Source organism: Parapedobacter lycopersici, from assembly GCF_040395035.1.
GTDB lineage: Bacteria > Bacteroidota > Bacteroidia > Sphingobacteriales > Sphingobacteriaceae > Parapedobacter > Parapedobacter lycopersici_A.
Map to the genome: position 1 here is coordinate 1 of NZ_JBEBRB010000018.1, position 23,869 is coordinate 23,869.

Below are 23,869 nucleotides of genomic sequence, written 5' to 3' on the forward strand. Positions count from 1 at the left end.
TGTCCACGTATATAAAAACACAGTTTTCGCGTGTATTGTGTGCGCCCACCTGGGCGTTTAAGCCTTTATATCTTGCTGTAAATCAGTGCCGTTTTTTGGGTGTGGCCAATGAGCTGGGATTTTAGCCCTTAATTAGCTCGTTTAATATTCGATTTTGTTCGGCAATTTTATTCTTTAATATCTCTTCCGCGTAGGATTCAGCCGGTCGTGTGGGATCCAGCTGGTGACGGATAAAAGCAAGTTGCATGATGATGACATGCTGGGCTGCTTTGATGTCGGCAAGGGTTTCTAAAGTCATCGTATTAAACCTTTTGTGAAAAATATTGTTTTAGAGGTATTGGAAGTTCAGTTTGTATAATTACATTTGTATTGAAATGGCAACCTATCTAATCCTGTACCTTGTGTGCGTGTTTGTAATTGAGATGGTTATATTCTATAGCCCTCTATATTACTTGTCGTATACAGTACTGAAAATTGATCGAAAGATAGGGGATGGCATAACTGCATTTTTCTTAATCGCTATCTCCGTCATATTATCTTTAATATTTCTTTCAAAAGCTTCATCCATTATATACTCGGCTTTTTTCTAATCCGCGTTTTCATTGTTTTCAAGAGCGGGACGTACCTCGTTTAAAACGTCCAACCGGGTGGTATCATCAGCAATTATATCTGTGTTTTCAATTTCTTCAGGTACTTCCTCATCAACAGTAGATGCTTCTAAGGCCTCATTTGACTCACTTAATTGTTTTAGTTTTAATTGTCGTTCGACACTTCTGTCTAAAAAGTCTGAAAGTGCAGGTAGGAAACCTTCCGATTCCCCTTCAAACTTGATATAATTCCCAATTTGTATTGAGACATTTGGTCTTTTGCTCATCGCAAAGATCCCAGCAATTGCCAAAAGTCCTCCTATTGCTATTCCCTTGAATGCAATACCACCCTTAGATTGAACTTTTATTTTTATGGTTAGGTCTTCGTTATTCTCTATTTCCAGTTCATTACACACTTCTTTATAGAAAAAAGTAATGCTGGATAATAACCTATTTAATTCAAAAGCATTGATCTCTTCGTCTTGATTAATTCTTATGTTGAAAAAGCTGTAATCGTCCCGAATAAAAACGGAAGAAATGTTACCTTCAATTATATCGCCATATTGGGAAATATTAGAAATTGCCTGGTGAGATGAAAAAATGTTACTAATATCTCCCAAAAAATCTTTTCGCCTAAGAACCTTCAACCATTTGATTTTTTTTCGTTTTTGAGGATACGATTCATACCCATCTTCAAAACGAAACGTTCCTTTATCATCAACCAAATAGGTATCACCGACTACTTCACCAATCGCAAGTTCCCAAGAGCCTTCCCGCGGAATGATTACAATATCATCAATATTAACCTTATGCTCAAAGTTAACCAGTTGATTAGCCCATTTTGTAGCCTCCGATAGAATCAGTTTCTCCGTGTTTAGAAGAAAACTATGGAGTTCCTTGTACATGGCACTTTTTCGCGTTTTGGCTCCTTTGATATAGTTATAAGGCACTTGATTATATCCGATACCGATATACTTTCTCTCTAAAAAATCATCAAATAATCGTCCACTGTAGGTCCTTACAAACCAGTATTTTCTGCTCGGTGATATAATTCGTACACTCTGCTCTAATTTTTCTAATACTTCTTTCATTTAATTTAGGTTATGAAGTTAATTGGCTTATTGTAATAGTAGGAGTTTTCGGCATTAGCCAAATATCTTACTTATTTTACGGTTAATGTCGTAAATACGTAGTCTTCATTTTTATCTTCCGGATTTCTTCCTATACTAAGCGGCATGTTTTCATTCCGTAAACTCAAAGTAGGTCTTAATGTAAATCCGTCCTTTCGATAGACAGATATAACAACAATATCCCCCACATTTGTAGTGAATGATCCGTTTGTCAGGTACTTTCTGTCAGAATAATTATCCATTTGGAAATCGGGATTGTCTACCGATTTTATAAGTCCCTTATCAAAACCTTTATCGAATAGATTGATTTCATATTTATACACAGGTTCCGCTGACTTTATTGTAAATTCAACGGTCCTGGGTTGATAGTTTTCTTTTTTGCACGATGCAATTGACAAAAGAAGTAGGCAAACAAAAGATTGCAGTTTCCACATAGGTAAAGGCTTTCATTAATTAGTTATCCGAGTTGAAGTCCCCTCGCTTCAGTTTCATTTTTTATAACTTCTAATAACTCCGGAATTTCTTTTTTTAAGGTGTCGAACCCGCCCAGAATGTTCAACGTAAACGACATCTTTGGCTCATTCGTAGGGACGTATTCATTTTTATCTTCCGCGACCGCTGATGGTAGTTTAATCCCGGTTTCTTGCTGGTGTTTTGATTTGTATAAATCAAAATAGTCTTTGTTCAAAATCTCGGATAGGCTTGCCAATTGCGACAACGACATATCGTCCCGCTTCAGGATGTCGCTTAACCCCTTTCTACTCATTCCCATTTGTTGAGCCACATATGTAACCGATAAGCCGCTCCTTTTAATATCTGCGGCTACGATTTCGCCTATTGATAAGTTCATGTTACAAATTTGATAATTTTATTTGCCTATCTATCAGTTTGTTGCGGCTAATAATGTTACATAATGGTCACTAATTGTTGCTATTGTAAATTATAATTCTCATAATTGTAACCATATTGTAACGCAAAGGTAACCGTTAGGTGCCGTGCATTAAATCCCTAATAAGTACCATATATGGAGCTCAAAGAAATTAGAGAAGCGTTGCCCCCAAAAGGGGTGAAAAAAATCGCAACAAAAACCGGATTAAGTCACAGCATGGTAAGTCAGGTTTTAAATGGACACCGAAAAAACGACACGGTGTTAGATGCTGCTTTAGAGGTAATTGAAGAGTACCTGACAGCAAAGAAATCACGGGAAGAACGGTTTAAAAATCTCTTGGCATGAACGGCATCCCTATAAACCAAAAATTGCCTGCTGGCCTAATGGACAAAGGCGTGGAGTTCTATTATTGGGAGCGCGAAATATGGTGCCTATACAGCGGCCGAACTATTCCTTTTGATGAAATTCCGGAGCACATACTTGATATGGTGGAATCGGATATGATCCGCCATCCCGAAGCGATAAAAGCATTGTCCGCGTGGGATATCATAGACCGAATGGAAATGTTACGGCAGTACATCCTTTGCCGGTTCGGCGGGTTCGATAATGAACCGGATATCGATGCTAACGGCAACATTGAGTATACCGAGTATTTTGACTGTGGTAAGCGGGGAAAGTGTAACATGGAAGGAAAGCTATGTCCCCAAATTGCAGTGGCCACCGGCTACCTGACCAAACAGGAAGTAAAAGTAGTAAGGCTTACCGGCCTCGGTAAATCCAATTCGGAAATAGCAGGTGACCTTGACATCAGTGAGGAAACCGTAAAAACCCATATGCAGAACATCCAGCAGAAATGCGGCTTTGCCAGTAAGCTGGAGATATCAGCCTTTGCGGTGAGGAAAAACCTTGTATAAACCCTAAAAATCAACATAACATGAAAAATTTTAGAAAGGGACAAATTGTGCGAAGTCACTCCATAGCGGTTTTAGTGACCGGTCGAGGCGATAAAGGGGCAGGTTATCCGTGCTTCGCCGGTGTGGTTGTCAAAGGTAGTTCCGAGGCATCCTATACGAAAACTGGAACCTATTCTGACACATGGACTACCGATGCTTTTGAAAAAACAGACATCCGGATTAATGAAGTGATGACCTCACTTCTAAACCTAATAGAGGAGGGTACGTCATGCTAATCGGATCATTGGACACCCAAAAACGGCTGCTCATTCTGGAGTACCCGAAACGGGCACGGCTACCAAAGCAGAAGTTGCCCATAACAAGCCAGCAGCATGCAATTTCACTGTGGAAGAGCAAGGCCCGGCAGTACATTTACGACACCCTTCACAAATACACCTTACAGCGGCAGCACGCCTGCCAGTACAACCTGGGAACCGACTATGCCAAAAAGATGAATGCGGTGGACAAACTGCTGTTTATGCTGGTGCATAATTACCAGGGGTCGCTATTGGGCCTTTGTGCGAAAGTGGTGGCCGACAGGGGTCACATTGAGCAGCTTGCACCCCGTCCCCGTTCACGGTACTGGCAGCATTACCAGGAAGTAATATTACCCATTGTGGAGTGGTGCACGAAGCACGTACGCGAAATGTCGGGTACACAGCAGCATAATTGAAGCTGATATGCCGTATCAGTGGATTGGGGGGCGTGGCAGATGGCCCGCCCCATTTTAACCTGTAATTAATCAATTCAATTTATACTTCAAATTCAAATTATCATGGCAAAAATTATCTTAAAAGGAATCGTAAAACGGGTGTTGCCCGTGGAATTTTATGGCAACGACAGATCAGGCCGCCGCCAGTCGGTAATCCTTTTCGTACCCGGTTATGTAGATCAGTTCGGTGAAAAGAAGGGTCAGGACGAAGAGTGGCAGCTTGACCTATACAACGATAAGATTGAAAAAATGAGCCTGAACACCAACCTGCACGAAAAGAAGGTTGAAGCTACCGTTTACCTGAACAGCAAGAAATTTCAGCGGAAGGATGACGGCAGCGATATGTGGGCGATCAGTGCAAACCTGCACGAACTGAAATTGCACGAATCAAACAACCAATCGGCACCCACCAACCAGCCGGCCAATGCTTCGTAAGCTAATAACAGGGGCATTCAGGGGCGGCAGTTTTCCGCCCCGCCCTTCAGCCAGCGAATCTAAAACAATCAGAAGAAAACGTGCTTTACAGCAAAACCTAAAACGTAAAATGGAAACATTGGAAACCAACCGGGCCATAAGAACCTTTAGCGGGGAATACATTGACGTATTTGATCCCAGCCCGGCCCACCTGCATATTGAGGACATCGCCCACGGCCTGGCCTACCGGTGCCGCTTCGGCGGTCACACAAAAACCTTTCACTCCGTTGCTGAACACTGCATACATATTTCGGATATGTGCCCGCCCCATTTGCGGCTCCAGGCGCTGTTACATGATGCCAGCGAAGCGTACATAGGGGATATGCCCACACCCATTAAACAGTTTCTGCCGGACTTCCAGGCGCTTGAAAACCGGCTGATGGAAGCCATCGGGCTGAAGTTTGGTTTTTCTCCCAGGATTGACTCCTTCGTGAAAGCATTGGATAAATCTTCGCTGGAATGGGAATGGGAAAACAAGGTGCTGAACGACAACGTGAAGAGCATGGAACCTGAACGCGTTAAGGCGCTTTTTTTAATGCGCTTTCAACAGATAACCAAACACTTTTAAACCTAATTGCTGATGCTTGAATTTTCATTTTTTAAAGGCCCGATCAAAAACACCAAGCCGTTTATCCCCGTATCCCTGTCGGTCGCTATCGATAAGATAAAGGGAGATAGCTATCGGGAAACAATCGAACGCCTACGGCGGGCCGATGATCCCAATACCGCCGGAGTGCTTAAAAATTCCCTGGACTATTTCACCTTCAGTGGTACATTCCGGAAACGCGCAAATGATGCGCTGATGAAACACAGCGGGCTTATCTGCATCGACTTTGACGGGATGTCCGTGGAAGAAATCGACAGGGTGCGCCCGATGCTGAAGGAGATTGATTTTGTGTCGGCATTTTTTATCAGTCCCAGTGGTGCCGGATTAAAAGTGGTGTGCCGTATATCGCCGAAAAATCATGAAGTAAGTTTTGAAGGGCTAAAAGCATTCTTTTCGGATAACCTGGAGATTGAACCCGATAAGGGGGTGAAGGATGTGGCCCGAGCCTGTTTCGTCAGCTGGGATCCGGATGCCTATTATAACCCGAAGGCAAAAGTTTATTATCCGCCCGCGAAGATGGATCCGGAACCGGTGCCTGAAAGAAAAGAAGATGCAGCTACCGAAACCCGGCGGCAAACTGCTTCGCAGCGACTGGATGCGCTAAGTCAGCTGGAGCGGGTGCGGTATTGCGTGGAACAGATTGAACGGGATAGGATTGATATCACGGATAACGATTACGATGACAGGTTGATGGTCGGTTTTTCGTTAAGCACGCTGGGCGAAGATGCGCGCGAACTTTATCACCGCGCCGTGCAGTTCAACGATGCATACGAAAGGAAGGATGCAGATTATAAATTTGATGATGCGCTGAAAAATGCCAGGTTTAAAACGCCCGCCAAGTTTTTCAAGTTATGCAGCCTGCACGACATATTGACCAAAAAACCACGGACCATCGAACAGGCGAAAGTACATGCCGAAGTAAAGGAGATCATCGGGAACGAAGAGGATGCCAATGCCTACGAAGCATACGGCATTTGGCTCAATAAGCAGTCGGGCACCTATTATTCGCTTGACCTGAAAAACGTCCGCAGGGAGATCACCAATTTCAAAATGAAGATCATCTACCACGTGGCCACCAGTGATGATGAAGCCTACCGGATTATACAGATCAAAAATGTTTTTGGCCTGGACAAAGTGATCCGCGTGAATACGGATGATTTTGTAAGCTCCGGAACCTTCAAAAAGATCATTGCCCGGCACGGAAATTTCATTTTCAAGGGTGCTGATTTTGACCTGGTACGATTGCAGGATATGCTGCAACGCGATGAGAAACCGACCAAGCTCGTTAATACCCTGGGCTGGAATAAGCGCGGCGGCTTTTATGCTTTTGCCAACGGCATCTACGATACCAAACTTAAAACGTTCCTGCCTATTGATGAATTTGGTATTGTGGAGCACGAATACGATGGCCGGCCGCAAAACTACTTCATCCCGGCAATGAGCCGGATGTTTGCCGAAAAAGAGGATTTATATACCAATGATAAGAAATTTAAACTGGTGCAGGGTAAGGTGTCATTTCCGGAGTGGGCATCGCTCTTTGAAAAAGTGTTTGGGAATAATGGCCGGATAGGGATGATGTTTTATGTGGCCGCACTGTTTTCGGACATCATTTTCAAAGCGAATGGCCAGCGGTTTCCGCTGTGTTTTGCCTACGGAAAGCGGGGGAGCGGTAAGGGTACGATGATCCAAAGCATTATGAGGCTTTTTGGCGAAGGCCAGGACCCGATCATGCTGGGCGGTGCCAGTACCGTGGTCGGCTTCATGCGGAAACTGGCCCAATACTCCAACGCCCTGGTGTGGATGGATGAGTACAAAAACAACCTTCACCCCAAAATCATCGAATCGCAAAAGAACATCTTCGACCGTATTGGATACGAGCGCGGCAAAAAAGATAACACTTTCCAAACGGAAAGCACACCCATACTATCGGCGGTTTTCCTGTCAGGTCAGGAAATGCCGACAGTTGAACCGGCGCTATTCACCCGGACTATCCTTATGACTTTTTCGGAAACCAAGCGGACGGAGGCCGCCCGTAAACTGATCCGCAATTTGGTCGAAATGGAAAACAAGGGGATCAGTCACCTGACACTGCATTTAATGCAGTACCGCGAACTTTTTGCTGACAGGTATAAGAACACCTACGAACGCGTACTGCACGAATTGAGCGTGGAGATTAACAGCAATGACGTGGATGAACGGATGCTGGGTAATTATTCCGTGCTTATCGCTACCTGTGAACTTGTACTGGAAAATGAGCAGCTGCCTTTCTCCCTGGATAGCTTCCGGTCCCAATGCAAACAGATGGTAATGGAACAGTGGCATGTGCTGCGGGGCTCGGACGATACCAGCAAGTTTTGGCAGATCGTGGAGCAGCTGGCCGGGGCTGGCCTTATTTCCGAAGATCGCCATTACCAGCTCAAAAACGGAAATGTGGATATCCGGGTGCAGGATGTATACCAGCTGTATGCCGAAGCCATGCAGAAGCGGAAAGACCCCAATATCCTGGATAAATCCACCCTCGACAGCTACCTAATGAGCGATGCGAAAACGTTCGTTAAAAGGCATCGCACATTTTTCGGCGGAGCTTACAGATGGGCGCTCCAATTTAAATACATGGAACTGGGAATTGACCTGATTAAATCCGACACGGTGGAAGGCTTGAAAGCCAAATACCGGGAAATGGGATTGCCGGATGATGAAGTCAATGCGGATGTTTCAGCAAATGGAGTTGATCCGGTATTCGCAATGGCCACGGCCAGTGATGGGCCCTCACTATTTGATAACGGGCGGGTAGCGATGTCGGAAGAGCAGGTAAAAAAGGAAGCGGGGTTTTAATATGATACATGAAATAGACAAAATGACGGGGTTTACGGTCGCATGGTGGTCAGCGGGGATAACTTCTGCGGTTGCATGCAAGATGGCTTTGGAAATGTATGGCAGGAACTACTGGGGTTGTAGCTGAAAAACTTGGCAGGAAATGGCTTGGTATCGAGCTTAATCCTAAATACGCGGAAATAGCCGAAAGTAGAATTAATGAAGTTATGGGTTTATTTAAGGTTGGGTAATTATGAATAGAATAACTATTACACTGGACATCCAGGCGTTGACTTATAGCATTTCGATCATCCTATTGGGCGGAAATGAGGTTTGCCTGCTGCTGCACCACGATATCGCTTTTGAAACGATTGAAAAGTACCGTCAATCAGGCGAATATGAAATGACTTATGTCTATTCGTGCCCGCATGTGAGCTTTGTATTTGTTCCTAAGCTGGCACAGAAATACGATGTATTTGATTGTAGCGCAACGTAGCCATGCCCATTGACACAAACGATTTTTTTGTATATTAGCATTCGGTTTAGGTTTAGCCACTTCCAAAAGTGGCGGTAGCCCCTTACTACGGTGAGGGGCTATTTTATTTAGGCGGCATCTTCCAATAGTTAACCACGTGATCCTTAACCGGAGTTTCTTTATTGAAAATCTCCGATACTGTTTGAATCAAATCATCCGGCATGCCGATATTTTCCCAGCGATTCTTAATGCCGTACATGCCTTTATAAAAAAACGTTTCTGTACCATTTTCCCACGTCACACGGGCATAAAACAAACCATGCCTATCCAGTACCATATATCTGATCGTTGTGGTTTTACCCCTCACTGTAATTATCGCTTCTTTCATTGTTCAATTTTTTTTCAAAGCTACTTGTTTTACTAATATATTTAGTAATAACTTTGTGTAATGGAAACGCCAACGTGGAGAAATAACGTTACAAAGAAAAATGATCTTCCTGGTGCCGTATTAGCCCTGATAAAAGATGCGTGGTATTCGGGCTGCTGGATTCAGGACACGGAAACCGGATCATGGTACACCCCGGAAGAGTTCAAAGAACAATGGCAGATGTATTACGTCCTGTCAAAAAAAGGAGATAGGGACAATAGTGATCGGTTTAAGGTACGAAACCCTTTAATGGGCGATAAAGAGTTGAAGCGCAAAATGCGGGATGCGACGGCCGAATACCTGGCATTCCGGAGCAAACTGGACGCGTATTATGATTTTGCGCTGCACCGCAAGAAAAAGCTGAAAACATGATGGATAGCTTGGATAGCATGGACATAACTGGTTATTATTATTATATAGTATTGATAATTAATATTATATACTTACTTATACCACTAAATACCCACCCAATCCATATCCATCGTTATCCATGAGCGTCCACGGTTTTTGATATAAGTTTTGATTATATGTTATTGTTTTATTATTGTTTTTATCTATAAATAGCTATATTTGAGGGTACTAAAACATTACGACTATGAGCGACTTTGTAAGAATTACGGTTAAGCCGCATGTGAAGCGCTATTTAACGGTTCAATTTGGGCCGGTCCTTTTTATTTCGGACCGAAACTATGCAGCTGGTTTACTTAGATCGATGTTTGAGCCTTTTGCTAAAGATGACCCCGCAAAGGTTCGTCCCAGCCTGAAGCAAAGCCTGGGAGAAACGTATGACGTTTGCATGGGAACATCCGGGCTACGCACTTACGGCGGATACCTAAGCAATGAAAAACTGAAGCTATTCAGTGAAGCCATTGACCTGATGATTAAACAGGAGATGTACCGCTGGTGTCAGCACCCCAATGCAACGGATATGGTGGTCGACTTCAACATCAGGCGTTTCCAGGACTTCTATGGTTTCCAGGAGGAACACCTTTCATTCGACAATCTGAAACGCTGGTATTACCGCGAACGTAGGCGACTGGAAGAGCGGGCCGCGAAGGATGTGGAAGTCCGCCCGCAGCTGGTTATTCCGATGATGTTAACTGATCAGCAAACGGAATTTATGACCCCGGTTTTAGCCGGTCAAACATCACAAACCACCCTAAATTTATGATTTTTTGCCGATTCCGTGGACACACGTGGACAATAGAAAAATTATTAATCATTTGATTTTCAGTTATTTGAGTTTTTTGGCGGTTTTTTGTGTCCACGGTCGTGGATAATGCAAGGTGTTGATATAGTGTTAATTACGGCTATATTGTCCATGATGTCCAAGTTATCCACGGTTTTTTATATACTTGGGCTGAAAAAAATATTTTTTCATTTTTCATATCCTAATCCGCCCATCAATTGGAGTAATTTCCCGTCCTTTCCCTAACCATAAAAACGGTGTCACTTTGCTGCTATGGCAAAGATTCATAAACTATACGAAGGGGATAACATTGGATCGATATTCAGTGTTGTCGAGATAGCCCACGTGACCGATTTTTCGGGTTTCAACCCGCTGGTGTTCCGGGCCGGAAAGAACTGGAACCAGGTGGACATCCTTCCGGAAAGCGGAAGCCTGGCTTCGGAAGAATCAGACACGGACAACGGACCGCTGTATACCTATCAGGGTAAATTCCGGATCCAACACCCGACCACGGCCCTGGACAATACTTTGGCTCCATACATCGGACAGCGATCGGTATTGCGTATCCGGGATATGAACGGCCGCTATTATATTATCGGGTCACCCGTGTGCCCGGTCACCATCGTCAAAGGAGGCGACACCGGGGAAGCCTATACCGGCGCACCGCACTATGAGTACGGCTATAAGGTGGAGCAACCGCACCCAGCGTTGTAGTGTCCTTTCTATAACACCCTCCGCTTTTCATTTTTGCAGTCCATAGTTGTCACACTTTCGGCATCGTCTTAACGGCGGTGCCGAAATTAAAACGAGCAGATGAAGCGACCATTTTTTTCAGTTGTAAACGCAAAGGCGGGTGAAGATGCCAAGATCGTAATATACGGCGTGATCGGCAGCTGGTGGGAAGGAAACGAGGCCAGTGAGTTTGTGAAGAAATTCAACGAGCTGGAGAAAAGCCACGAACGCATCAACGTACACATCAATTCCCCCGGTGGAAGTGTTTGGGATATGCTGCCAATTTTCAATGCAATTAAATCTTCCAAAAAGGACGTCCACACCTATGTGGACGGTATTGCTTTCAGTGCCGGCGGTATGATTCTATTGGCTGCAAAAAAGGGAAACGTGCACATGGCAAAAGGGTCGTTGATGATGCTTCATTCCGTAAGCACGGGGAAATATGGGAATGCCCGCGCTTTCAGGAAGGAAGCGGAAACGCTGGATACCTACGATGACGTGTTGGGCCAACTGATAGCCGACCGGACGGGTAAAACGCTGGCTGATGCGAAGTCAAGTTACCTGGATTATGAAGATCACTACTATACCCCGCAGAAAGCAAAGGAAGAGGGGCTGATCGATCATATTGAGGATTATGAGGCCGAAGAAATGCCGGAAAACGTCCGGAATATGAAGCCGGAGGAAGTAGCCGCCTGGTACCAGGCGCGTACGGACGAACCTTCGCCGCAATTTATGGATAAGGTGATGGCGAAAATCAAAGCCATAACCGGATTGGATAAGGATTCAAAACCTGAAAATATGTTTGGTAATAAATTTTCAAAACTCACGGCCCTGGCAAAAGTTGCCGCGGGTAGCGTGACGGCAGAGCAAGTGGATGCCGTAAACACCGAGATCGCCGAAGCAGGCATTGAGGGTGTTTCCCTTGTGCTGGATAGTGAACTCCAGGAGGCCGAAGAAAAGGCAACGAAAAACGATGCTTTGGTGACCCAGGCAAAAAAGGATGCTGACCGCATTAAGGAACTGGAACAGGAAGTCGAAGCGCTGAAGAAAACTCCAGCTGCTGAAACGACCAGCCCGGTAACGAAAAAAGATGACGTTATTTCTACTGGTGAAGGGGAAAATGTCGAGGATTTCACAACGAGCTGGGACCGCGAAGCGCAAGCGTTTTTTGCAGGATAAGGTCACGGGTGTCTAATTAAATATCAAATATCATTGAAATGAAGAAACTTTTAAACCTGTTGGAATTTTCGGTCAGTGTGATCGTCTGTTTCGTTTTTGGGGTCTTTTTGGCCGGTGTGTTCGGTGTTTCCGAATCAGCGATGACGTTCGGTGTCGGAATGATCTTGCTGTCTATGATCCCGCGCCTAAAACCGGGTATGCTGGCTGAAACTATACCCAGTGTAAACACGCCGGATATATCAAAGCTCGTTGGCTATTTGGGTAAGTTCCAAAAGAAGCTGTTTTCTACGATGCGGAACGCACTTGACATCGCCAAAGATTTATATGTGATGCCGGGGATCAAGAATGCGGAGAACCTGACTAAACTGAAGGTGAAAGATGGCGTTAAGGGCTACGAGGAAACTTTTGAACCCGATGCTGGTGACTTGGAATACATCCCGCGAAAAATTACGGTCGAGTTATTGAAACGCGATGTGCGTGTCAACGTGCTGAAGTATCGTAATACCTGGATGGCCGAAGTAATGCGGCGTGGAGTGGACCCGAAGGATTTCCCATTTGCACAGTTCGTTTTAGAGGCCATTGCAAAATCAATCGCGGCTGAAATAAACGACAATGCTTACTACGCTGTCGCAGGTGCCCGTACATCTTTCGCAACCTCCGTTGATGGCCTGGCAAAGATTATTGCTGATGAGATCACGGCAACGAATATCACGCCAATCGCCACCGGTGCTATCACGAACACTAACGCGGTTGCCCAAATTGAGAAGGTGTTGGCTGAAGTTGCTTCACCCTATATTAAAAACGGGTTGAACGTAGATGTATCCTATAATGTATTCCGGAAGTACCAAGAGGATTACCGTGAACGCTACGGCAAATATATTCAGCGGAATGAGAACGGAAACTTTACGGTCGATTCCTATGGACCGAACGTTGAGCTGGTCCCGGCAACGTGGATGGGTACAAGCCAGCGTATTATCGCGACACCTTTCGAGAACTTAATCCTGGGCACGGATTCATTGTCGGATTCAGAACGGTTGATGCCTGAAAGCGAGTTTGAAATTATCAAGCTACGGGCACTTTTTGCGATGGGCTTCCAAATCCGTGATCTCGAAGCAATTTGGGTCAACGATGTGGATGTATTAGCTCCGTAAACTTTAATCGGATTTTAACCGGGGCTGATGTTCGATCAGCCCCTAAATAAAAAACAATGTCTACAAAAACAACGAAATCGAAAGGAACGGCCGCTAAGACTGGTACGACAGTAAAAACGGTTGTAGAACCGGCAGCCACGGCCGAAACTGCCACTAATCAGGAAGCTGGTGGAGCGGGTGCGGATGAAAGGGGATCGACAGGATTGGGGAACGCGCCGGCAGCAAAAGACGATTCAGCTGAAGTACAGGCGTTAAAAGCCCGTATCGCTGAACTTGAATCCGAAAAGGCAGCCAATGCGAGCGGAGCGGCAAAAGCTCCTGTGAAGCCGTCAAAAATCAAGGTAAAACATGGTGTTTTGATCAACGGTAAAAAGTACTCCAAAGATCAGATCGAAGCCGATCCAAGTATTCAGGAATACCTGGTGGAAATCAAATCGGGAGCGGTGGAAGCCATTAAGTAATTTAATTATTCACTGATAAATTTTTCTTCTTATGAGAGATTACGATAGCATTACCGATCTCGCAGCCAGCTTTAAAGACGGGCTGGACAATGGGTCAGGTATCCAGGAGATCGCATATTTTATTCCGCGGTCCTGGCTGACAACTATTGCTGCACCGGATCCCGCTGGTACAACTGCTGCCAGCTTGGTTGAAATTTCGGGGAACCATGTTTTGGCCGCGGGCAAATCCCCAATCCGCATGGAACCGCTTTTTGATAAGTCGGGATTAACCGGTGAATCAGTTGGGGAAGTACTTAGCAGCGTTTTTCAAACCGGCGCGGAGTTCTTTTTTCCGCAGCTTTCGGCAACAGTACTGGGAACAGCTGGAGCGATAAAAAACTACCGCGGGCTAATCCTGCTGAAGCGGATGGCCGGTGGTGACTGGATTCAAATCGGTTCGGAAGAAATTTTGGCAAAACCCATTGCTGGCGGAGCCTTTGGAACTGGTCAGGGTCCAACTGGCGAACCTGGCATAAGGGTGAATTTCCAGGCACATGGTAACATGCCGTATTATATTTACAAAGGGGAACTTCCGGCCCCCGCAGGGCCTTAAAATTTATCACTATGAGTAAAGTAGAATCAAGTTTTACGCTAAGCCCGGATATCGCGGACGAATACGAGGTAATCAACACCCATTTGCCGATTTTGGAAAGTAAGATCGGCCGGGTAGACTTCCGAACGATCACGAAGGCAAAAGCCGAAGAGCTGATCAAATCCGGGACCATGTACCTGCGAAAAAAAGAAACAAAAGCAACTGCTAAGGGGTAAATTTGGTTAATTGGTTAGTTTGATTGAACCACCGTAGGGATACGGTGGTTTTTTTTTATTTTTGGATTCTAAATCTAAATTATGAAAGATATTTATACTAACCTTTCTAATCCTTCGTGGTGGGTTTCCGTATTATTTGGAGGTGTTGTTATATCAATAGTGAGCAATGTTATTTATTCATTGACAAAAAAAATGTTTTTTCACTCACTCGATAAGTACACAATAAGCAGAGTAAAAAGAAAAGAACAAGAAAGGGAGTTAATTGAACGTTTAAAAATGAATAGACAGTTGTTTCATCTATACTTAGTAAAGTTCTTTTTTTCCTACACCAGTATTTTTTTATTGGGCATCATGACAATAACCCTTAATTTTATGGGGGTTTTTCTATTAGATATAAATTCCGCAGTCGAAGGGAGTAATTCTGTTAATAGCCAAATAGTTATATATTCAAGCTACGGTGTTTCTGCGTTCACCTGCTTAATAACTGGCGCTAAATTATTCTATGATATGCGCAAGGCAAGAATCATTTATACCGTTTTGAATCATTTTGGTCAAGGCGGGTTGTGATGTCCTTTCCTAAGGACTTTCCCTTTCACAATTTTGAGCCATGCAGGATATACATCTGTGGCTCGAAAATCAGGATTATGCTACCGGTGTAGCACTTTATGAAAAGTATGGCACCAGTCAGTTTTTGAAAGAACTGTTTGCCGGAAGACCGAGTGATTACACCCGGAATAAGTTATTTGAAGAGCTGACAAAATTGACAGCACCCGCGGTTCGACCCGCTGAACGTACTGCCAAGCGACCGGAACAAACAACGGTAAACACGAATAAGCAGTACCTGAAACTTTGCCGCGACCGTGATCAAACATACCGGCAGATTGACCGGAATATGTACCAATTGGATACGTGCCGGACCAAACCAGCGCGTCATGAAATAGCCAAACAAATCTTGCGCCTTCAGCGCAGTAAGCAGCGCATACTTGCTGAAATCGATTACATCGATGAGCATGGTCAACCTATGCCGGCAGTAGCGGAAAAGTCGATCAAAACACCCGAAATGCAGCGGCTTTATGTACAAATATGCAAAGCCGAAAGGCGGCTCCAAAAGACAGAGCTGCGCAACCGGGCAAAAACAGAACAGTTGTTGGCTAAGAAGCGTGCCAGGCTTGAAGAACTGCGAAGGGAAAGGAGTGGGATATGAGTTTGATCCGTGCGAAAGACATCGAAGTAGAGGGACCGCTTGACCGGATTTATAAGGCGTGGCTTTCCAATAAACTTGACGGACTTCGGCAGTCCGATAAGGATCAGTTGACCCGTATGGAGCGTGTCGATTCACTTATCCGGAATAAGCAGCTTCAGAAAGAAAAGCGTTATGCTACTGATACAGGGAAACCTTACGATTTCCAGTTTAAACGACCGTGGAAAAAGAAGGAGCTGGCCGATTGGCTTCGGACTGAATTTGGCGTTTCACACCGACAGGCATACATAGATATCGAATTATCCAACAGGTTCTTTAATTCGCTTGAAACACCACAGGATCGCGAATTTGCCCGCGGCATGCAGATCGAATGGGGTGAGGAGATGATGGCCCGTGCTGAAGCTGCCGGTGATTTCCGCGCCGCGGCAGCGTTCTTTAAGGAGCTAAACCAAATCAAAGGGCTCCGTACTATCCAAAGTGAAACATTTGATCCCAGCCAGTTGATTCCAAGTGAACCGATATTGCTGGATGATCCGTCAAAACTTGGATTCCCGGCACTGGAAGAGCCAGTGGAAGTCGTGAAGGACCGACTGATGAAGCAGCTGAAAAAGGGGTTTATTGAAACACTGGTGGAAGATGCCGAAGAGGTGGACGGGGTAGATGAGGAGGAAATCTAATGGCTGAAATATACCTGAACGAACCGCAAAAGCGTTCCCGGCTGACTTTGTGCAAGGAAGAGTATGGCGTTTGGGGACGTGGTACCGGAAAAACACAAGGGCCAATCGCTGAGCGGGCCATACGGTTTGCCAATTGGATGCCCAGGGGGGCAACAGGAATCGTAGGCACCACTTACATGCAGCTGCTGGACCGTACGCTGCCACCGCTGCTGAAAGCCTGGGAAACGCTCGGTTATTATGAAAACGTACACTACTGGGTGCGAACGCGGCCACAGGATCGGCTAAATATCCCCCGGCCGCTGTATAAGGTACTCCACCCGGAGTATTCAATATTTTGGTGGAATGGCCATGTATTTCACCTGATCAGCCAGGATAAACCCGGCCTGGCCAATGGTAAAACGCTCGATGCTATTATATGCGATGAAGCGCGGTTTTTAAACCATGAACGCTATGTCGATGACATTGCGCCGATCAACCGGGGAAACCGGGAACATTTCAGCCATCTGCCGTTCCACCATGCCGTAACTATGTACACTGATATGCCGCGTGATCCAAAAGGCCGCTGGATACTGGATATGCGTGAACAGATGGACATTGAGGGAATTGCGGAAATAGCGATGTTGCAGTATGAACAGAACAGGATCATTCAAAAGATGCTGTTGCCGAATCTTCGTCCGGGCCAAAAGAAGTACCTGAACCGGAAGTTTAACGAGTATCAGCGCGCGTTGAATGCTGCACGGCTTAAATATCCGGTGTATTACTCCGAGGCCAGCAGCCTGGATAACTTAGCCATCCTTGGTGTAGAGCAGATATTACAGTGGCGGCGTGAAATGCTGACACCTGTGTTCAAAGCCGCTATATTGAATGAGCGGATTATCCTGGTCGAAAACAGCTTTTACCACCTACTGGACACCGACTACCATTGTTATGATCAATACGACTATTCCTACATTGAGGGCCTGGGTATCCATCTGCCTCCCGGAGCCCTCGATGATTGTCGTAAAGATGCCGATCTGATCAAAGGCAGCCCGATTGACGTGGCATTTGACTACAATTCAAAGATCAAGACACTGGTGGCGGGCCAGGATACCAACCGGGCTTACCGCGTGCTGAAAAGCATGTATGTGAAGCGGGAACAGCAGAAGGTATTAACCGACCTGGTTGACGAGTTCTGCAAATACTATGAACCGCATAACTGCCACGAAGTAAATTACTTTTACGATAACACCGCTATGGTAACCGATGCAACCAGGCTGGAAACGCTGGCTGAAGTAGTGATGAGACAATTTGAAGCGAACGGATGGAAGGTGCGCGGAATCAACATCGGCGTGCAGCCCATGCACATGACCAGGTATCGGATGTGGGAGGCGATATTACAGGAAAAGGATAACCGGTTCCAGCCCCTTCGGATCAACAGACAAAACAATGATAGCCTGGTTACATCCATGCAGTCGTGCGGGGTAAGGCAGGGAAAGAACGGATTTGAGAAAGACAAACGCCCGGAGCTTAATAACTCCGTGAAGCCTGAAGAGGCTCCGCACCTTACCGATGCACTGGATACGCTGTACATTGGTAAGTTCCGCTTTGACTATGGCTATGAAATGCCGGTGACTGATCTGCTGATCTCTTAGCAACGACCCGACTGATCGGAAGGATAAACCACCCCCAAAACCAAAATCATATATCGTCAAAAGTGCACACCGCGCTTTCCCTTTCGGATAGTGCGTGGCGGGGTCAACTTCGTGTCACGGCGCAAAAAATTTCCAGTTTTAAAAAGCAAGCGGCTGTCTACTAACTTTTTGGTGAAAATTTCCGTTCACAAAATTGCGTAGGATCCCTTTCCCTTTTTGGGTGTCCTTTCGTGCGTGCGCGTGAGAGGGGATTTTTGGAGCATGGATATAATCAGCGTACGTGATATGCTTAACACCATGCAGCTGCGGGGCGAGGACGGGGAGTTGATTCCGTTTTCAATCACTTTCGTTACGTGCGATGAGAAGAATGATACAGGCGGCAATAAAATTACGCTTGACCAGGCTGTGTTAATCGGCGGCCCGAGCAAAAAGACGGGCGGAAGAAATCCAAATCACTTCGCGAATTACACCAGGAACATACGGCACGTAGACGGGGACCGGATTGTAAAGGTGCATGCATTACTGGTTACACGTTTTAACGGAATGAGGATATCGCAATAATGGCAAAAGATAAAGTTGAATTTATATCAGACGATTTAGCCCTTATCGGGGACGGTGAAATTGTTGTTTCTATGGGCGGGCCGGTAAACCTGGACCCCTTGAAAGATAAACCTAAATCACCGAAGCCAAAGGATGAGAACGCCTCGGAAGTCGTGGCGTACTGGGGGGAAGATAATGACTTTCCACAACTTGTGATTGAAGCGGCTGGACGTAGCACCGAGTTGCCCTCACTGCTTGACTGGCAGGCGCGTGCATTACAGGGGCGGGAAGTATTGCCTTTTGTAAAAAGCTGGGATGCGAATAAGCGGAAACTGGTTTATGACTTTGTGGACGATCCGGATATCTTAACCTTTTTGGGTGACCTGACTTTCAAGCGATACATGCGCGAAGCCGCCACCGATTTCTTTTGGTTTTGGAATGTATTCCCGGAATTGATAAAGGGCGCTGGAGGGGATAAAATAGCATACCTGGGCACACAGGATGCAAGCTATTGCCGTTGGGGCAAAATGGATGGAAAAGGCATCGTGAAAAAGTGCTATATAAACGCCAATTGGCCGGATGCCAAAGCAAGCGATTCAGATACCTTTCCCCTCGATGTTATTGACCCGTATAGCAATACGCGGGTCGAAGATGTCCGCAAAAGCAGTAAAACAAACTTCGTGTATCCGGTTTCCTATCCATCACCGGGAAAAGCCTACTACCAGCTTGCAAAATGGAATGGATTCCTGACAAGTGGCTGGGAAGAAATTGCGCGAAGCATCCCGCGAACTAAGCGCAATCAAATGAAGCGGGTTTTTTCCGCGCTTTATAAAATATCCATACCGGTCAATTACTGGCCCGCTATCTATCCCGACTGGAAGAAAATGACCCCTGAAGAAAAGCGGGATGCAAAGCGGAAGAAACTTGACGAGATCAACAAAACCGTAATAGGTGACGAAAATGCGGGCAAAACAATACTTACCGAGATCGGGAAAGATTTGGAAGGTAAGGACATTCCTGCATGGGATATCACGCCAATTGACCGGAATACCATTGAAGGAGAACACCTGGAAGATAGCCGCGAAGCCAGCGAACACCTGATGCGCGCGCTTGGGGTTGATCCTACGCTGGTGGGGGATGGCCCCGGTAAGAAAATGGGAGGGGGAAGCGGTTCGGATAAGCGCGTTGCCTTTAACATTTATGTAGCACTTCAGCAGCCGTACCGGGACGTGATCCTGGAACCGCTTTACTTCATCGCTGAATATAACGGCTGGTTAAAAAAGTATCCCGGCCTCGTTTTCCGCACGGTGGAAATCGAATTGGAAACCCTTGACAAATCGCACTCAACAGCTAAAGATACCGCAAACTAATGGATTTTGTAACAACAGACGAGCAACTGAAAAAGGCGTGCAGCGCCGTAACTGTCGATTTGAGTTTAGACAGTGTCCAGTCCTTTTTGGTGGAGGCGGAAAGCGATTTTATCCGGATCATCGGCGGTGCTGCTAAAGACGAATTAAAAGCACACGGGGATCATCTTGCAATGGAATACATCCGGGCTGCATCTGTCAGTTTGGCTTTAGCGGAATATTCCAGCAGTGGTGCCCTTTTGATCCAGGACAGTGGAATGCACGTAAGCAAAAGCGATCACCTATTGCCTGCCAGCGACAAAAAAATTGTAGCGTTCAAACGCGATTCGTACCGCCGTGGATGGGAATTTTTTGAAAAGTGTATTTCGCAGATGGAAGCGGATACGGCGGCTTTCCCCAATTGGAAAGTAAGCGTGGAGCGCGAAAGGTATATGCAGCTGTTTGTTGATTTCTCCTTTGAGTTTGATATGTACAGCAAGGTGAAAATCACCGCCGACCTATTCCAGCGAATGCGCTCGGAAATCCGGAAAGTCGAAGTGGATATTATTGCCCCGGTATTGGGGTCGTCTGTTTTTACCGAACTGAAAAGCAAAAAAAATAACGGTGGCCTTGCAGGTATATGGCAGGAATTAATGGAACGTGTGCTTCGCGTACTGGGACCGCTGTCGGTATCCGAGGCGTTGCCGTATCAAATGGTTGAAGTTGCGGCTAATGGCGTGTACCAGTTGAGTGAAATGGCCCTTAGCAGCACCAGCGATAATATTGAACAGCGTAACATGGTGCAGCAGCGGGTAATGGCCAGCGTGATGAACAGGTTAATTACCGAAGGTGAAGCCGAATTGGAACGGCTAAGGAAATGGCTTAATAAGCATATCGGTGATTTTCCCGGATACATCCAGCAGTCAATTGCCCCGATGGCTGACATCAATGATGGGCTGGAGGATTCAAACATTTACTTTTTATGAGGGTGGAGATATTGTTAAATGGATTGCGGCTTGCACCTTTCATCGGATCGTTATCTGATTCGAAAGTAGAAGGCATGTGTAAGGTCGCGGATATGTTCCGACTGTATGGGCCTGCAAATAGTAACTTCCTTGCTTACATTCTTGCAACAGCATTCCATGAATCCGGCGGCACAATGGCACCGGTACGTGAAGGATTTGCCAAAACAGATGCTGAAGCTATCCGGATAGTTACGTCCTTATATAACGCGAAGCGGATACGTAAAAATTATGCCTTACCCGATCCGGCGACCGGAAAAAGTTATTTCGGCCGCGGCCTGGTGCAGCTGACCTGGAAGGACAATTACAAACGCATTGGAAACCTGTTAGGCATTGATCTGCTTAACAACCCGGATTTAGCATTGGATCCCGAAATATCCGCCATCATTTTGGTCCGGGGGATGCTGGAAGGGTGGTTTACCGGCAGGAAATTGAAAGGTTGTGTGATATTAGGAGAGCTTTCTTACAAAAAAGCAAGATCGGTAGTTAACGGAAGCGACCAGGCGGATAAAATAGCCCAGTATGCCTATTCCTTTGAAAAAAACCTAAGGATATACCATGATGAATAACTTGAAACCTAACTGGGCGGTACGTAATTTCTCGGAATTGGTGGGATTGTTTGACAGCAAGCCCAGGGCTTTTGTGATGGTAGGGTTGTTTGTCCTGATTGCTTTTATGGGATATGACCTTCGCCGCGTTTATAATATCCGTGCAGTTGACAGCGAAGCCAGGCTGAAACGGAGTGAAGATTTCATTTATAACCGGTTGCTGGAGCAAATGAAGCCGGAACTGATGCAGATGCGATCAAATACTGATAGCGCAAAAGCAAAAGTTGATAGTACAGTACAACAGATTCGTCCGTTATTGGAAAAAGTTTCTGAAACGGTTAACGAAATCAATAATAGGAGGAAGTAGAATGAAAAAGTTATTTCTGATGGCCGCAGTACTGGTGTTTTTCGGCAGTACTTCAACCCGCGAACGGGAGAAACGCACGATTGAAATCGCTTCAAAGGAACTTGGTATCAGTACCGATTCCCTGGCGCGCAAAGTCGCTGAACTGGAGGCGTTGTCAGTCCAGCTAAAAAACGCGGAATGAAGTGGGCATTTGTATTGATAGTTGTTTTCCTATCCAGCTGCGGGGTGTTCCGGAATACCACACGGCAAAAGAAGCTGGATAAGGTGGCCGCATCGCTATTACTCGATGTGGCCCGCGTAGACACAAGTAAACGCCTGGTACTGGAAAGGTGGACGACTGACCAGCTATTTCCCGGCCGTACTTATTCATTCGGCGGTGATGTGATCAATCGACAACTGAATATTAAAAATGGCCTTTTTGATCTCCATGTTGGATTGGATAGCCTGGGAAAAGTGCTGACCGGTACGTTCACGTTGCCGCCAAATTCGGTTTCCGGCCAGGGGGAAAGGTTAACGCTGGAACAGAAAGGCGTATCTGAACGGGATAATTCAGAGCTTGATCTAAAAGAAAAACACACAGGCGATGACCGTACCGGTACCGCATCCTGGAAAGGGGTTTGGGTTTGGCTGGGTGGCATAGCACTCGGTTTGATCTTCCTGTTTTTACTGATAAAAAAATGAACCGGATCAGCCTTGTCTATAACGGAAAATTGCGAAAGTTCAGCGCGCCTTCCGCGTGGAACGAACTAAGCAGGAAACAGCTTTACTACTGGTGCGGAATTATCCGGATGCGTATCCCAGTTGAGCAGGCGATGCAGGCCGCTGTGATGTTCTTTTACGGGATTTCGATAGGACTGCTTTCCAGGCTCAACACATCGGCCGCGTACGATGCCCAGCTGCGTTTGAGCCTTGATTTTCTGATGGGGGAAAACACACTGACAAAAAATGTTATTGGCAGTGTCCGTTTGTTTTTCCGGAGATATCACGGGCCTTCAAACAGGTTGGCCAATATATCGGTAGGTGAATACCGGCGTACGGAATTGTACTACCAGCTTTATCTGAAAACGGGCGACCAGGAGTTATTGCGACTGCTGGCCGCCACATTGTTCCGCCCGGCGGGTAAAGGCGGAGTGGAGGATATAAGGGAGCCTGTTAACGAGATACGTATTAACCGCCGTGCCAGGTTATTCCGCTGGCTCAATCCTAACTGGCTGCATGCCATTTTGCTCTATTATGAAGGCTGCCGGGGCTCAATAATAAAATCACACCCTAAGATATTCAAGCCGTCAAAGCAGGCGGCGGAAGGTAACGGGTTAATGGACCTGGAAGATCAGATACTGGCATACAGCGGTGATAAGCTGGGGAATTTTAAAGATACCGTAGCAATCAATCTATATGTGTTTTTAAAGCACATGACCCAACGGATTGAGGAATACGAACGGCTGCAAAGAAAGGGTAAATTATGACGATTGATCAATTTTTTGAATACATGGAAGCAAAGGCAATTCAAAGCCCGGACATTCCGCACGACCCTGAAAATAAAAAAGTGGCCTTTCATTCCATTGACGATCCGTTTGATCTTGCTGAATTTGACAATGCCATACGAAATACAGCCGCATTCCCGGCAATGCTGGCTGAACAGGGTGAAGGGTCGATTGACGATAATGAAAGCGTGAACTACACGAATACGATTGAAGGGGCCTTTTTGATCGTGGATGAACGTAAGGGAAAAGAACCGATCCGAACCGTGCGCAGCCGGTGCTTTTCAATTGGTAAAACAATACTTGAACAGATACGGAAGGATCGAAATAGCAGGGAGATTATCGCGGGCCGTTTTATTGATTTCCGTATCAATGGTGTACAGTACTCCCCGGTAGGCCCAATGTACACCAAATACTACGGATATGTGTTTACGATTCGGTTTGTGTGTCCTTTCTCCTTTTAGTCAAT

Annotated in this window: 33 protein-coding genes; 29 read left to right on the forward strand and 4 right to left on the reverse strand. The window is 45.8% G+C overall.

Annotation, left to right across the window (positions count from 1 at the left end):
• Positions 1-121: 121 nt before the first annotated feature.
• The 3 genes from ABWO75_RS05885 to ABWO75_RS05895 all read right to left on the reverse strand — a co-directional run bounded on the left by ABWO75_RS05885 (position 122) and on the right by ABWO75_RS05895 (position 2,567).
• Positions 122-298: a hypothetical protein gene (locus ABWO75_RS05885; protein WP_353183530.1), complete on the reverse strand. Its 177-nt coding sequence runs from the start codon at positions 296-298 to the stop codon at positions 122-124.
• Between the two features lie 288 nt (positions 299-586).
• Entirely contained in the window at positions 587-1,678 is a 1,092-nt protein-coding gene (locus ABWO75_RS05890; protein ID WP_353183532.1) for a DUF8426 domain-containing protein, read from the reverse strand.
• Between the two features lie 496 nt (positions 1,679-2,174).
• Complete coding sequence (locus ABWO75_RS05895; RefSeq protein ID WP_353183534.1) at positions 2,175-2,567, reverse strand: helix-turn-helix transcriptional regulator; 393 nt, start codon at positions 2,565-2,567, stop codon at positions 2,175-2,177.
• Positions 2,568-2,741: 174 nt separating this feature from the next.
• Between ABWO75_RS05895 and ABWO75_RS05900 the strand changes: the two genes are divergently transcribed.
• The 8 genes from ABWO75_RS05900 to ABWO75_RS05935 all read left to right on the forward strand — a co-directional run bounded on the left by ABWO75_RS05900 (position 2,742) and on the right by ABWO75_RS05935 (position 8,662).
• Positions 2,742-2,951, forward strand: coding sequence for a hypothetical protein (locus ABWO75_RS05900; protein WP_353183536.1), 210 nt, complete (start codon positions 2,742-2,744; stop codon positions 2,949-2,951).
• A complete protein-coding gene (locus tag ABWO75_RS05905; protein ID WP_353183538.1) occupies positions 2,948-3,520 on the forward strand; it encodes a response regulator transcription factor in 573 nt (190 codons plus the stop codon). Before ABWO75_RS05900 ends, ABWO75_RS05905 begins: the two co-directional genes overlap by 4 nt.
• A gap of 268 nt (positions 3,521-3,788) precedes the next feature.
• The gene (locus ABWO75_RS05910; RefSeq protein ID WP_353183540.1) at positions 3,789-4,232 is read left to right on the forward strand and encodes a hypothetical protein; all 444 of its coding nucleotides are present in this window, start codon (positions 3,789-3,791) and stop codon (positions 4,230-4,232) included.
• A 102-nt stretch (positions 4,233-4,334) separates the two neighbouring features.
• Complete coding sequence (locus ABWO75_RS05915) at positions 4,335-4,706, forward strand: hypothetical protein (protein WP_353183542.1); 372 nt, start codon at positions 4,335-4,337, stop codon at positions 4,704-4,706.
• A 109-nt stretch (positions 4,707-4,815) separates the two neighbouring features.
• Positions 4,816-5,313, forward strand: a complete 498-nt coding sequence (locus ABWO75_RS05920) for a YfbR-like 5'-deoxynucleotidase (protein WP_353183544.1) — start codon at positions 4,816-4,818, stop codon at positions 5,311-5,313.
• A 12-nt stretch (positions 5,314-5,325) separates the two neighbouring features.
• A complete protein-coding gene (locus ABWO75_RS05925; protein WP_353183546.1) occupies positions 5,326-8,187 on the forward strand; it encodes a BT4734/BF3469 family protein in 2,862 nt (953 codons plus the stop codon).
• A 98-nt stretch (positions 8,188-8,285) separates the two neighbouring features.
• Positions 8,286-8,417 (forward strand): DNA methyltransferase, encoded by a 132-nt coding sequence (locus ABWO75_RS05930; RefSeq protein ID WP_353183548.1) that lies wholly within the window; start codon positions 8,286-8,288, stop codon positions 8,415-8,417.
• 2 nt (positions 8,418-8,419) lie between these two features.
• Positions 8,420-8,662: a hypothetical protein gene (locus ABWO75_RS05935; RefSeq protein WP_353183550.1), complete on the forward strand. Its 243-nt coding sequence runs from the start codon at positions 8,420-8,422 to the stop codon at positions 8,660-8,662.
• Between the two features lie 103 nt (positions 8,663-8,765).
• Here the strand turns inward: ABWO75_RS05935 and ABWO75_RS05940 are convergent, their stop codons facing one another.
• Complete coding sequence (locus ABWO75_RS05940) at positions 8,766-9,029, reverse strand: hypothetical protein (protein WP_353183552.1); 264 nt, start codon at positions 9,027-9,029, stop codon at positions 8,766-8,768.
• Between the two features lie 60 nt (positions 9,030-9,089).
• Here ABWO75_RS05940 and ABWO75_RS05945 point away from each other — a divergent pair, with 60 nt between their 5' ends.
• The 21 genes from ABWO75_RS05945 (at position 9,090) to ABWO75_RS06045 (ending at position 23,864) form a co-directional block, all read left to right on the forward strand.
• A complete protein-coding gene (locus ABWO75_RS05945; protein WP_353183554.1) occupies positions 9,090-9,440 on the forward strand; it encodes a hypothetical protein in 351 nt (116 codons plus the stop codon).
• Positions 9,441-9,780: 340 nt separating this feature from the next.
• Entirely contained in the window at positions 9,781-10,239 is a 459-nt protein-coding gene (locus ABWO75_RS05950) for a hypothetical protein (RefSeq protein WP_353183556.1), read from the forward strand.
• A 291-nt stretch (positions 10,240-10,530) separates the two neighbouring features.
• On the forward strand, positions 10,531-10,971 hold the full coding sequence (locus ABWO75_RS05955) for a hypothetical protein (RefSeq protein ID WP_353183558.1): 441 nt from the start codon (positions 10,531-10,533) through the stop codon (positions 10,969-10,971).
• Between the two features lie 99 nt (positions 10,972-11,070).
• A complete protein-coding gene (locus tag ABWO75_RS05960; protein ID WP_353183560.1) occupies positions 11,071-12,168 on the forward strand; it encodes a head maturation protease, ClpP-related in 1,098 nt (365 codons plus the stop codon).
• A gap of 38 nt (positions 12,169-12,206) precedes the next feature.
• A complete protein-coding gene (locus ABWO75_RS05965; protein ID WP_353183562.1) occupies positions 12,207-13,319 on the forward strand; it encodes a hypothetical protein in 1,113 nt (370 codons plus the stop codon).
• A 56-nt stretch (positions 13,320-13,375) separates the two neighbouring features.
• Positions 13,376-13,780, forward strand: a complete 405-nt coding sequence (locus ABWO75_RS05970) for a hypothetical protein (RefSeq protein ID WP_353183564.1) — start codon at positions 13,376-13,378, stop codon at positions 13,778-13,780.
• 31 nt (positions 13,781-13,811) lie between these two features.
• Positions 13,812-14,372, forward strand: a complete 561-nt coding sequence (locus tag ABWO75_RS05975; protein WP_353183566.1) for a hypothetical protein — start codon at positions 13,812-13,814, stop codon at positions 14,370-14,372.
• Positions 14,373-14,383: 11 nt separating this feature from the next.
• The gene (locus ABWO75_RS05980) at positions 14,384-14,587 is read left to right on the forward strand and encodes a hypothetical protein (protein WP_353183568.1); all 204 of its coding nucleotides are present in this window, start codon (positions 14,384-14,386) and stop codon (positions 14,585-14,587) included.
• Between the two features lie 81 nt (positions 14,588-14,668).
• Entirely contained in the window at positions 14,669-15,154 is a 486-nt protein-coding gene (locus ABWO75_RS05985) for a hypothetical protein (protein WP_353183570.1), read from the forward strand.
• 40 nt (positions 15,155-15,194) lie between these two features.
• On the forward strand, positions 15,195-15,791 hold the full coding sequence (locus ABWO75_RS05990; protein WP_353183572.1) for a hypothetical protein: 597 nt from the start codon (positions 15,195-15,197) through the stop codon (positions 15,789-15,791).
• Positions 15,788-16,465, forward strand: coding sequence for a hypothetical protein (locus tag ABWO75_RS05995; protein ID WP_353183574.1), 678 nt, complete (start codon positions 15,788-15,790; stop codon positions 16,463-16,465). The genes ABWO75_RS05990 and ABWO75_RS05995 overlap by 4 nt, the downstream gene beginning before the upstream one ends.
• Complete coding sequence (locus ABWO75_RS06000) at positions 16,465-18,096, forward strand: hypothetical protein (RefSeq protein WP_353183576.1); 1,632 nt, start codon at positions 16,465-16,467, stop codon at positions 18,094-18,096. Before ABWO75_RS05995 ends, ABWO75_RS06000 begins: the two co-directional genes overlap by 1 nt.
• Positions 18,097-18,357: 261 nt before the next feature.
• On the forward strand, positions 18,358-18,657 hold the full coding sequence (locus tag ABWO75_RS06005) for a hypothetical protein (protein WP_353183578.1): 300 nt from the start codon (positions 18,358-18,360) through the stop codon (positions 18,655-18,657).
• Positions 18,657-20,006 carry a hypothetical protein gene (locus tag ABWO75_RS06010; protein WP_353183580.1) on the forward strand — a complete coding sequence of 450 codons (1,350 nt, stop codon included), beginning with the start codon at positions 18,657-18,659 and terminating at the stop codon, positions 20,004-20,006. Before ABWO75_RS06005 ends, ABWO75_RS06010 begins: the two co-directional genes overlap by 1 nt.
• A complete protein-coding gene (locus ABWO75_RS06015) occupies positions 20,006-20,968 on the forward strand; it encodes a DUF6712 family protein (RefSeq protein WP_353183582.1) in 963 nt (320 codons plus the stop codon). The genes ABWO75_RS06010 and ABWO75_RS06015 overlap by 1 nt, the downstream gene beginning before the upstream one ends.
• Positions 20,965-21,573, forward strand: coding sequence for a glycoside hydrolase family 19 protein (locus ABWO75_RS06020; RefSeq protein ID WP_353183584.1), 609 nt, complete (start codon positions 20,965-20,967; stop codon positions 21,571-21,573). Before ABWO75_RS06015 ends, ABWO75_RS06020 begins: the two co-directional genes overlap by 4 nt.
• On the forward strand, positions 21,563-21,919 hold the full coding sequence (locus ABWO75_RS06025; protein WP_353183586.1) for a hypothetical protein: 357 nt from the start codon (positions 21,563-21,565) through the stop codon (positions 21,917-21,919). The genes ABWO75_RS06020 and ABWO75_RS06025 overlap by 11 nt, the downstream gene beginning before the upstream one ends.
• Position 21,920: 1 nt before the next feature.
• The gene (locus ABWO75_RS06030) at positions 21,921-22,100 is read left to right on the forward strand and encodes a hypothetical protein (protein WP_353183588.1); all 180 of its coding nucleotides are present in this window, start codon (positions 21,921-21,923) and stop codon (positions 22,098-22,100) included.
• On the forward strand, positions 22,097-22,600 hold the full coding sequence (locus ABWO75_RS06035; RefSeq protein ID WP_353183590.1) for a hypothetical protein: 504 nt from the start codon (positions 22,097-22,099) through the stop codon (positions 22,598-22,600). Before ABWO75_RS06030 ends, ABWO75_RS06035 begins: the two co-directional genes overlap by 4 nt.
• Positions 22,597-23,385: a hypothetical protein gene (locus ABWO75_RS06040; protein WP_353183592.1), complete on the forward strand. Its 789-nt coding sequence runs from the start codon at positions 22,597-22,599 to the stop codon at positions 23,383-23,385. The genes ABWO75_RS06035 and ABWO75_RS06040 overlap by 4 nt, the downstream gene beginning before the upstream one ends.
• Entirely contained in the window at positions 23,382-23,864 is a 483-nt protein-coding gene (locus tag ABWO75_RS06045; RefSeq protein WP_353183594.1) for a hypothetical protein, read from the forward strand. The genes ABWO75_RS06040 and ABWO75_RS06045 overlap by 4 nt, the downstream gene beginning before the upstream one ends.
• The last annotated feature ends 5 nt before the right edge of the window (positions 23,865-23,869 follow it).

Excerpts from the sequence above, each read along its gene's own strand:
- ABWO75_RS05885 (WP_353183530.1), bottom strand. The coding sequence starts at position 298 with ATGACTTTAGAAACCCTTGCCGACATCAAAGCAGCCCAGCATGTCATC.
- ABWO75_RS05890 (WP_353183532.1), bottom strand. The coding sequence starts at position 1,678 with ATGAAAGAAGTATTAGAAAAATTAGAGCAGAGTGTACGAATTATATCA.
- ABWO75_RS05895 (WP_353183534.1), bottom strand. The coding sequence starts at position 2,567 with ATGAACTTATCAATAGGCGAAATCGTAGCCGCAGATATTAAAAGGAGC.
- ABWO75_RS05900 (WP_353183536.1), top strand. The coding sequence starts at position 2,742 with ATGGAGCTCAAAGAAATTAGAGAAGCGTTGCCCCCAAAAGGGGTGAAA.
- ABWO75_RS05905 (WP_353183538.1), top strand. The coding sequence starts at position 2,948 with ATGAACGGCATCCCTATAAACCAAAAATTGCCTGCTGGCCTAATGGAC.
- ABWO75_RS05910 (WP_353183540.1), top strand. The coding sequence starts at position 3,789 with ATGCTAATCGGATCATTGGACACCCAAAAACGGCTGCTCATTCTGGAG.
- ABWO75_RS05915 (WP_353183542.1), top strand. The coding sequence starts at position 4,335 with ATGGCAAAAATTATCTTAAAAGGAATCGTAAAACGGGTGTTGCCCGTG.
- ABWO75_RS05920 (WP_353183544.1), top strand. The coding sequence starts at position 4,816 with ATGGAAACATTGGAAACCAACCGGGCCATAAGAACCTTTAGCGGGGAA.
- ABWO75_RS05925 (WP_353183546.1), top strand. The coding sequence starts at position 5,326 with ATGCTTGAATTTTCATTTTTTAAAGGCCCGATCAAAAACACCAAGCCG.
- ABWO75_RS05930 (WP_353183548.1), top strand. The coding sequence starts at position 8,286 with ATGGCAGGAACTACTGGGGTTGTAGCTGAAAAACTTGGCAGGAAATGG.
- ABWO75_RS05935 (WP_353183550.1), top strand. The coding sequence starts at position 8,420 with ATGAATAGAATAACTATTACACTGGACATCCAGGCGTTGACTTATAGC.
- ABWO75_RS05940 (WP_353183552.1), bottom strand. The coding sequence starts at position 9,029 with ATGAAAGAAGCGATAATTACAGTGAGGGGTAAAACCACAACGATCAGA.
- ABWO75_RS05945 (WP_353183554.1), top strand. The coding sequence starts at position 9,090 with ATGGAAACGCCAACGTGGAGAAATAACGTTACAAAGAAAAATGATCTT.
- ABWO75_RS05950 (WP_353183556.1), top strand. The coding sequence starts at position 9,781 with ATGTTTGAGCCTTTTGCTAAAGATGACCCCGCAAAGGTTCGTCCCAGC.
- ABWO75_RS05955 (WP_353183558.1), top strand. The coding sequence starts at position 10,531 with ATGGCAAAGATTCATAAACTATACGAAGGGGATAACATTGGATCGATA.
- ABWO75_RS05960 (WP_353183560.1), top strand. The coding sequence starts at position 11,071 with ATGAAGCGACCATTTTTTTCAGTTGTAAACGCAAAGGCGGGTGAAGAT.
- ABWO75_RS05965 (WP_353183562.1), top strand. The coding sequence starts at position 12,207 with ATGAAGAAACTTTTAAACCTGTTGGAATTTTCGGTCAGTGTGATCGTC.
- ABWO75_RS05970 (WP_353183564.1), top strand. The coding sequence starts at position 13,376 with ATGTCTACAAAAACAACGAAATCGAAAGGAACGGCCGCTAAGACTGGT.
- ABWO75_RS05975 (WP_353183566.1), top strand. The coding sequence starts at position 13,812 with ATGAGAGATTACGATAGCATTACCGATCTCGCAGCCAGCTTTAAAGAC.
- ABWO75_RS05980 (WP_353183568.1), top strand. The coding sequence starts at position 14,384 with ATGAGTAAAGTAGAATCAAGTTTTACGCTAAGCCCGGATATCGCGGAC.
- ABWO75_RS05985 (WP_353183570.1), top strand. The coding sequence starts at position 14,669 with ATGAAAGATATTTATACTAACCTTTCTAATCCTTCGTGGTGGGTTTCC.
- ABWO75_RS05990 (WP_353183572.1), top strand. The coding sequence starts at position 15,195 with ATGCAGGATATACATCTGTGGCTCGAAAATCAGGATTATGCTACCGGT.
- ABWO75_RS05995 (WP_353183574.1), top strand. The coding sequence starts at position 15,788 with ATGAGTTTGATCCGTGCGAAAGACATCGAAGTAGAGGGACCGCTTGAC.
- ABWO75_RS06000 (WP_353183576.1), top strand. The coding sequence starts at position 16,465 with ATGGCTGAAATATACCTGAACGAACCGCAAAAGCGTTCCCGGCTGACT.
- ABWO75_RS06005 (WP_353183578.1), top strand. The coding sequence starts at position 18,358 with ATGGATATAATCAGCGTACGTGATATGCTTAACACCATGCAGCTGCGG.
- ABWO75_RS06010 (WP_353183580.1), top strand. The coding sequence starts at position 18,657 with ATGGCAAAAGATAAAGTTGAATTTATATCAGACGATTTAGCCCTTATC.
- ABWO75_RS06015 (WP_353183582.1), top strand. The coding sequence starts at position 20,006 with ATGGATTTTGTAACAACAGACGAGCAACTGAAAAAGGCGTGCAGCGCC.
- ABWO75_RS06020 (WP_353183584.1), top strand. The coding sequence starts at position 20,965 with ATGAGGGTGGAGATATTGTTAAATGGATTGCGGCTTGCACCTTTCATC.
- ABWO75_RS06025 (WP_353183586.1), top strand. The coding sequence starts at position 21,563 with ATGATGAATAACTTGAAACCTAACTGGGCGGTACGTAATTTCTCGGAA.
- ABWO75_RS06030 (WP_353183588.1), top strand. The coding sequence starts at position 21,921 with ATGAAAAAGTTATTTCTGATGGCCGCAGTACTGGTGTTTTTCGGCAGT.
- ABWO75_RS06035 (WP_353183590.1), top strand. The coding sequence starts at position 22,097 with ATGAAGTGGGCATTTGTATTGATAGTTGTTTTCCTATCCAGCTGCGGG.
- ABWO75_RS06040 (WP_353183592.1), top strand. The coding sequence starts at position 22,597 with ATGAACCGGATCAGCCTTGTCTATAACGGAAAATTGCGAAAGTTCAGC.
- ABWO75_RS06045 (WP_353183594.1), top strand. The coding sequence starts at position 23,382 with ATGACGATTGATCAATTTTTTGAATACATGGAAGCAAAGGCAATTCAA.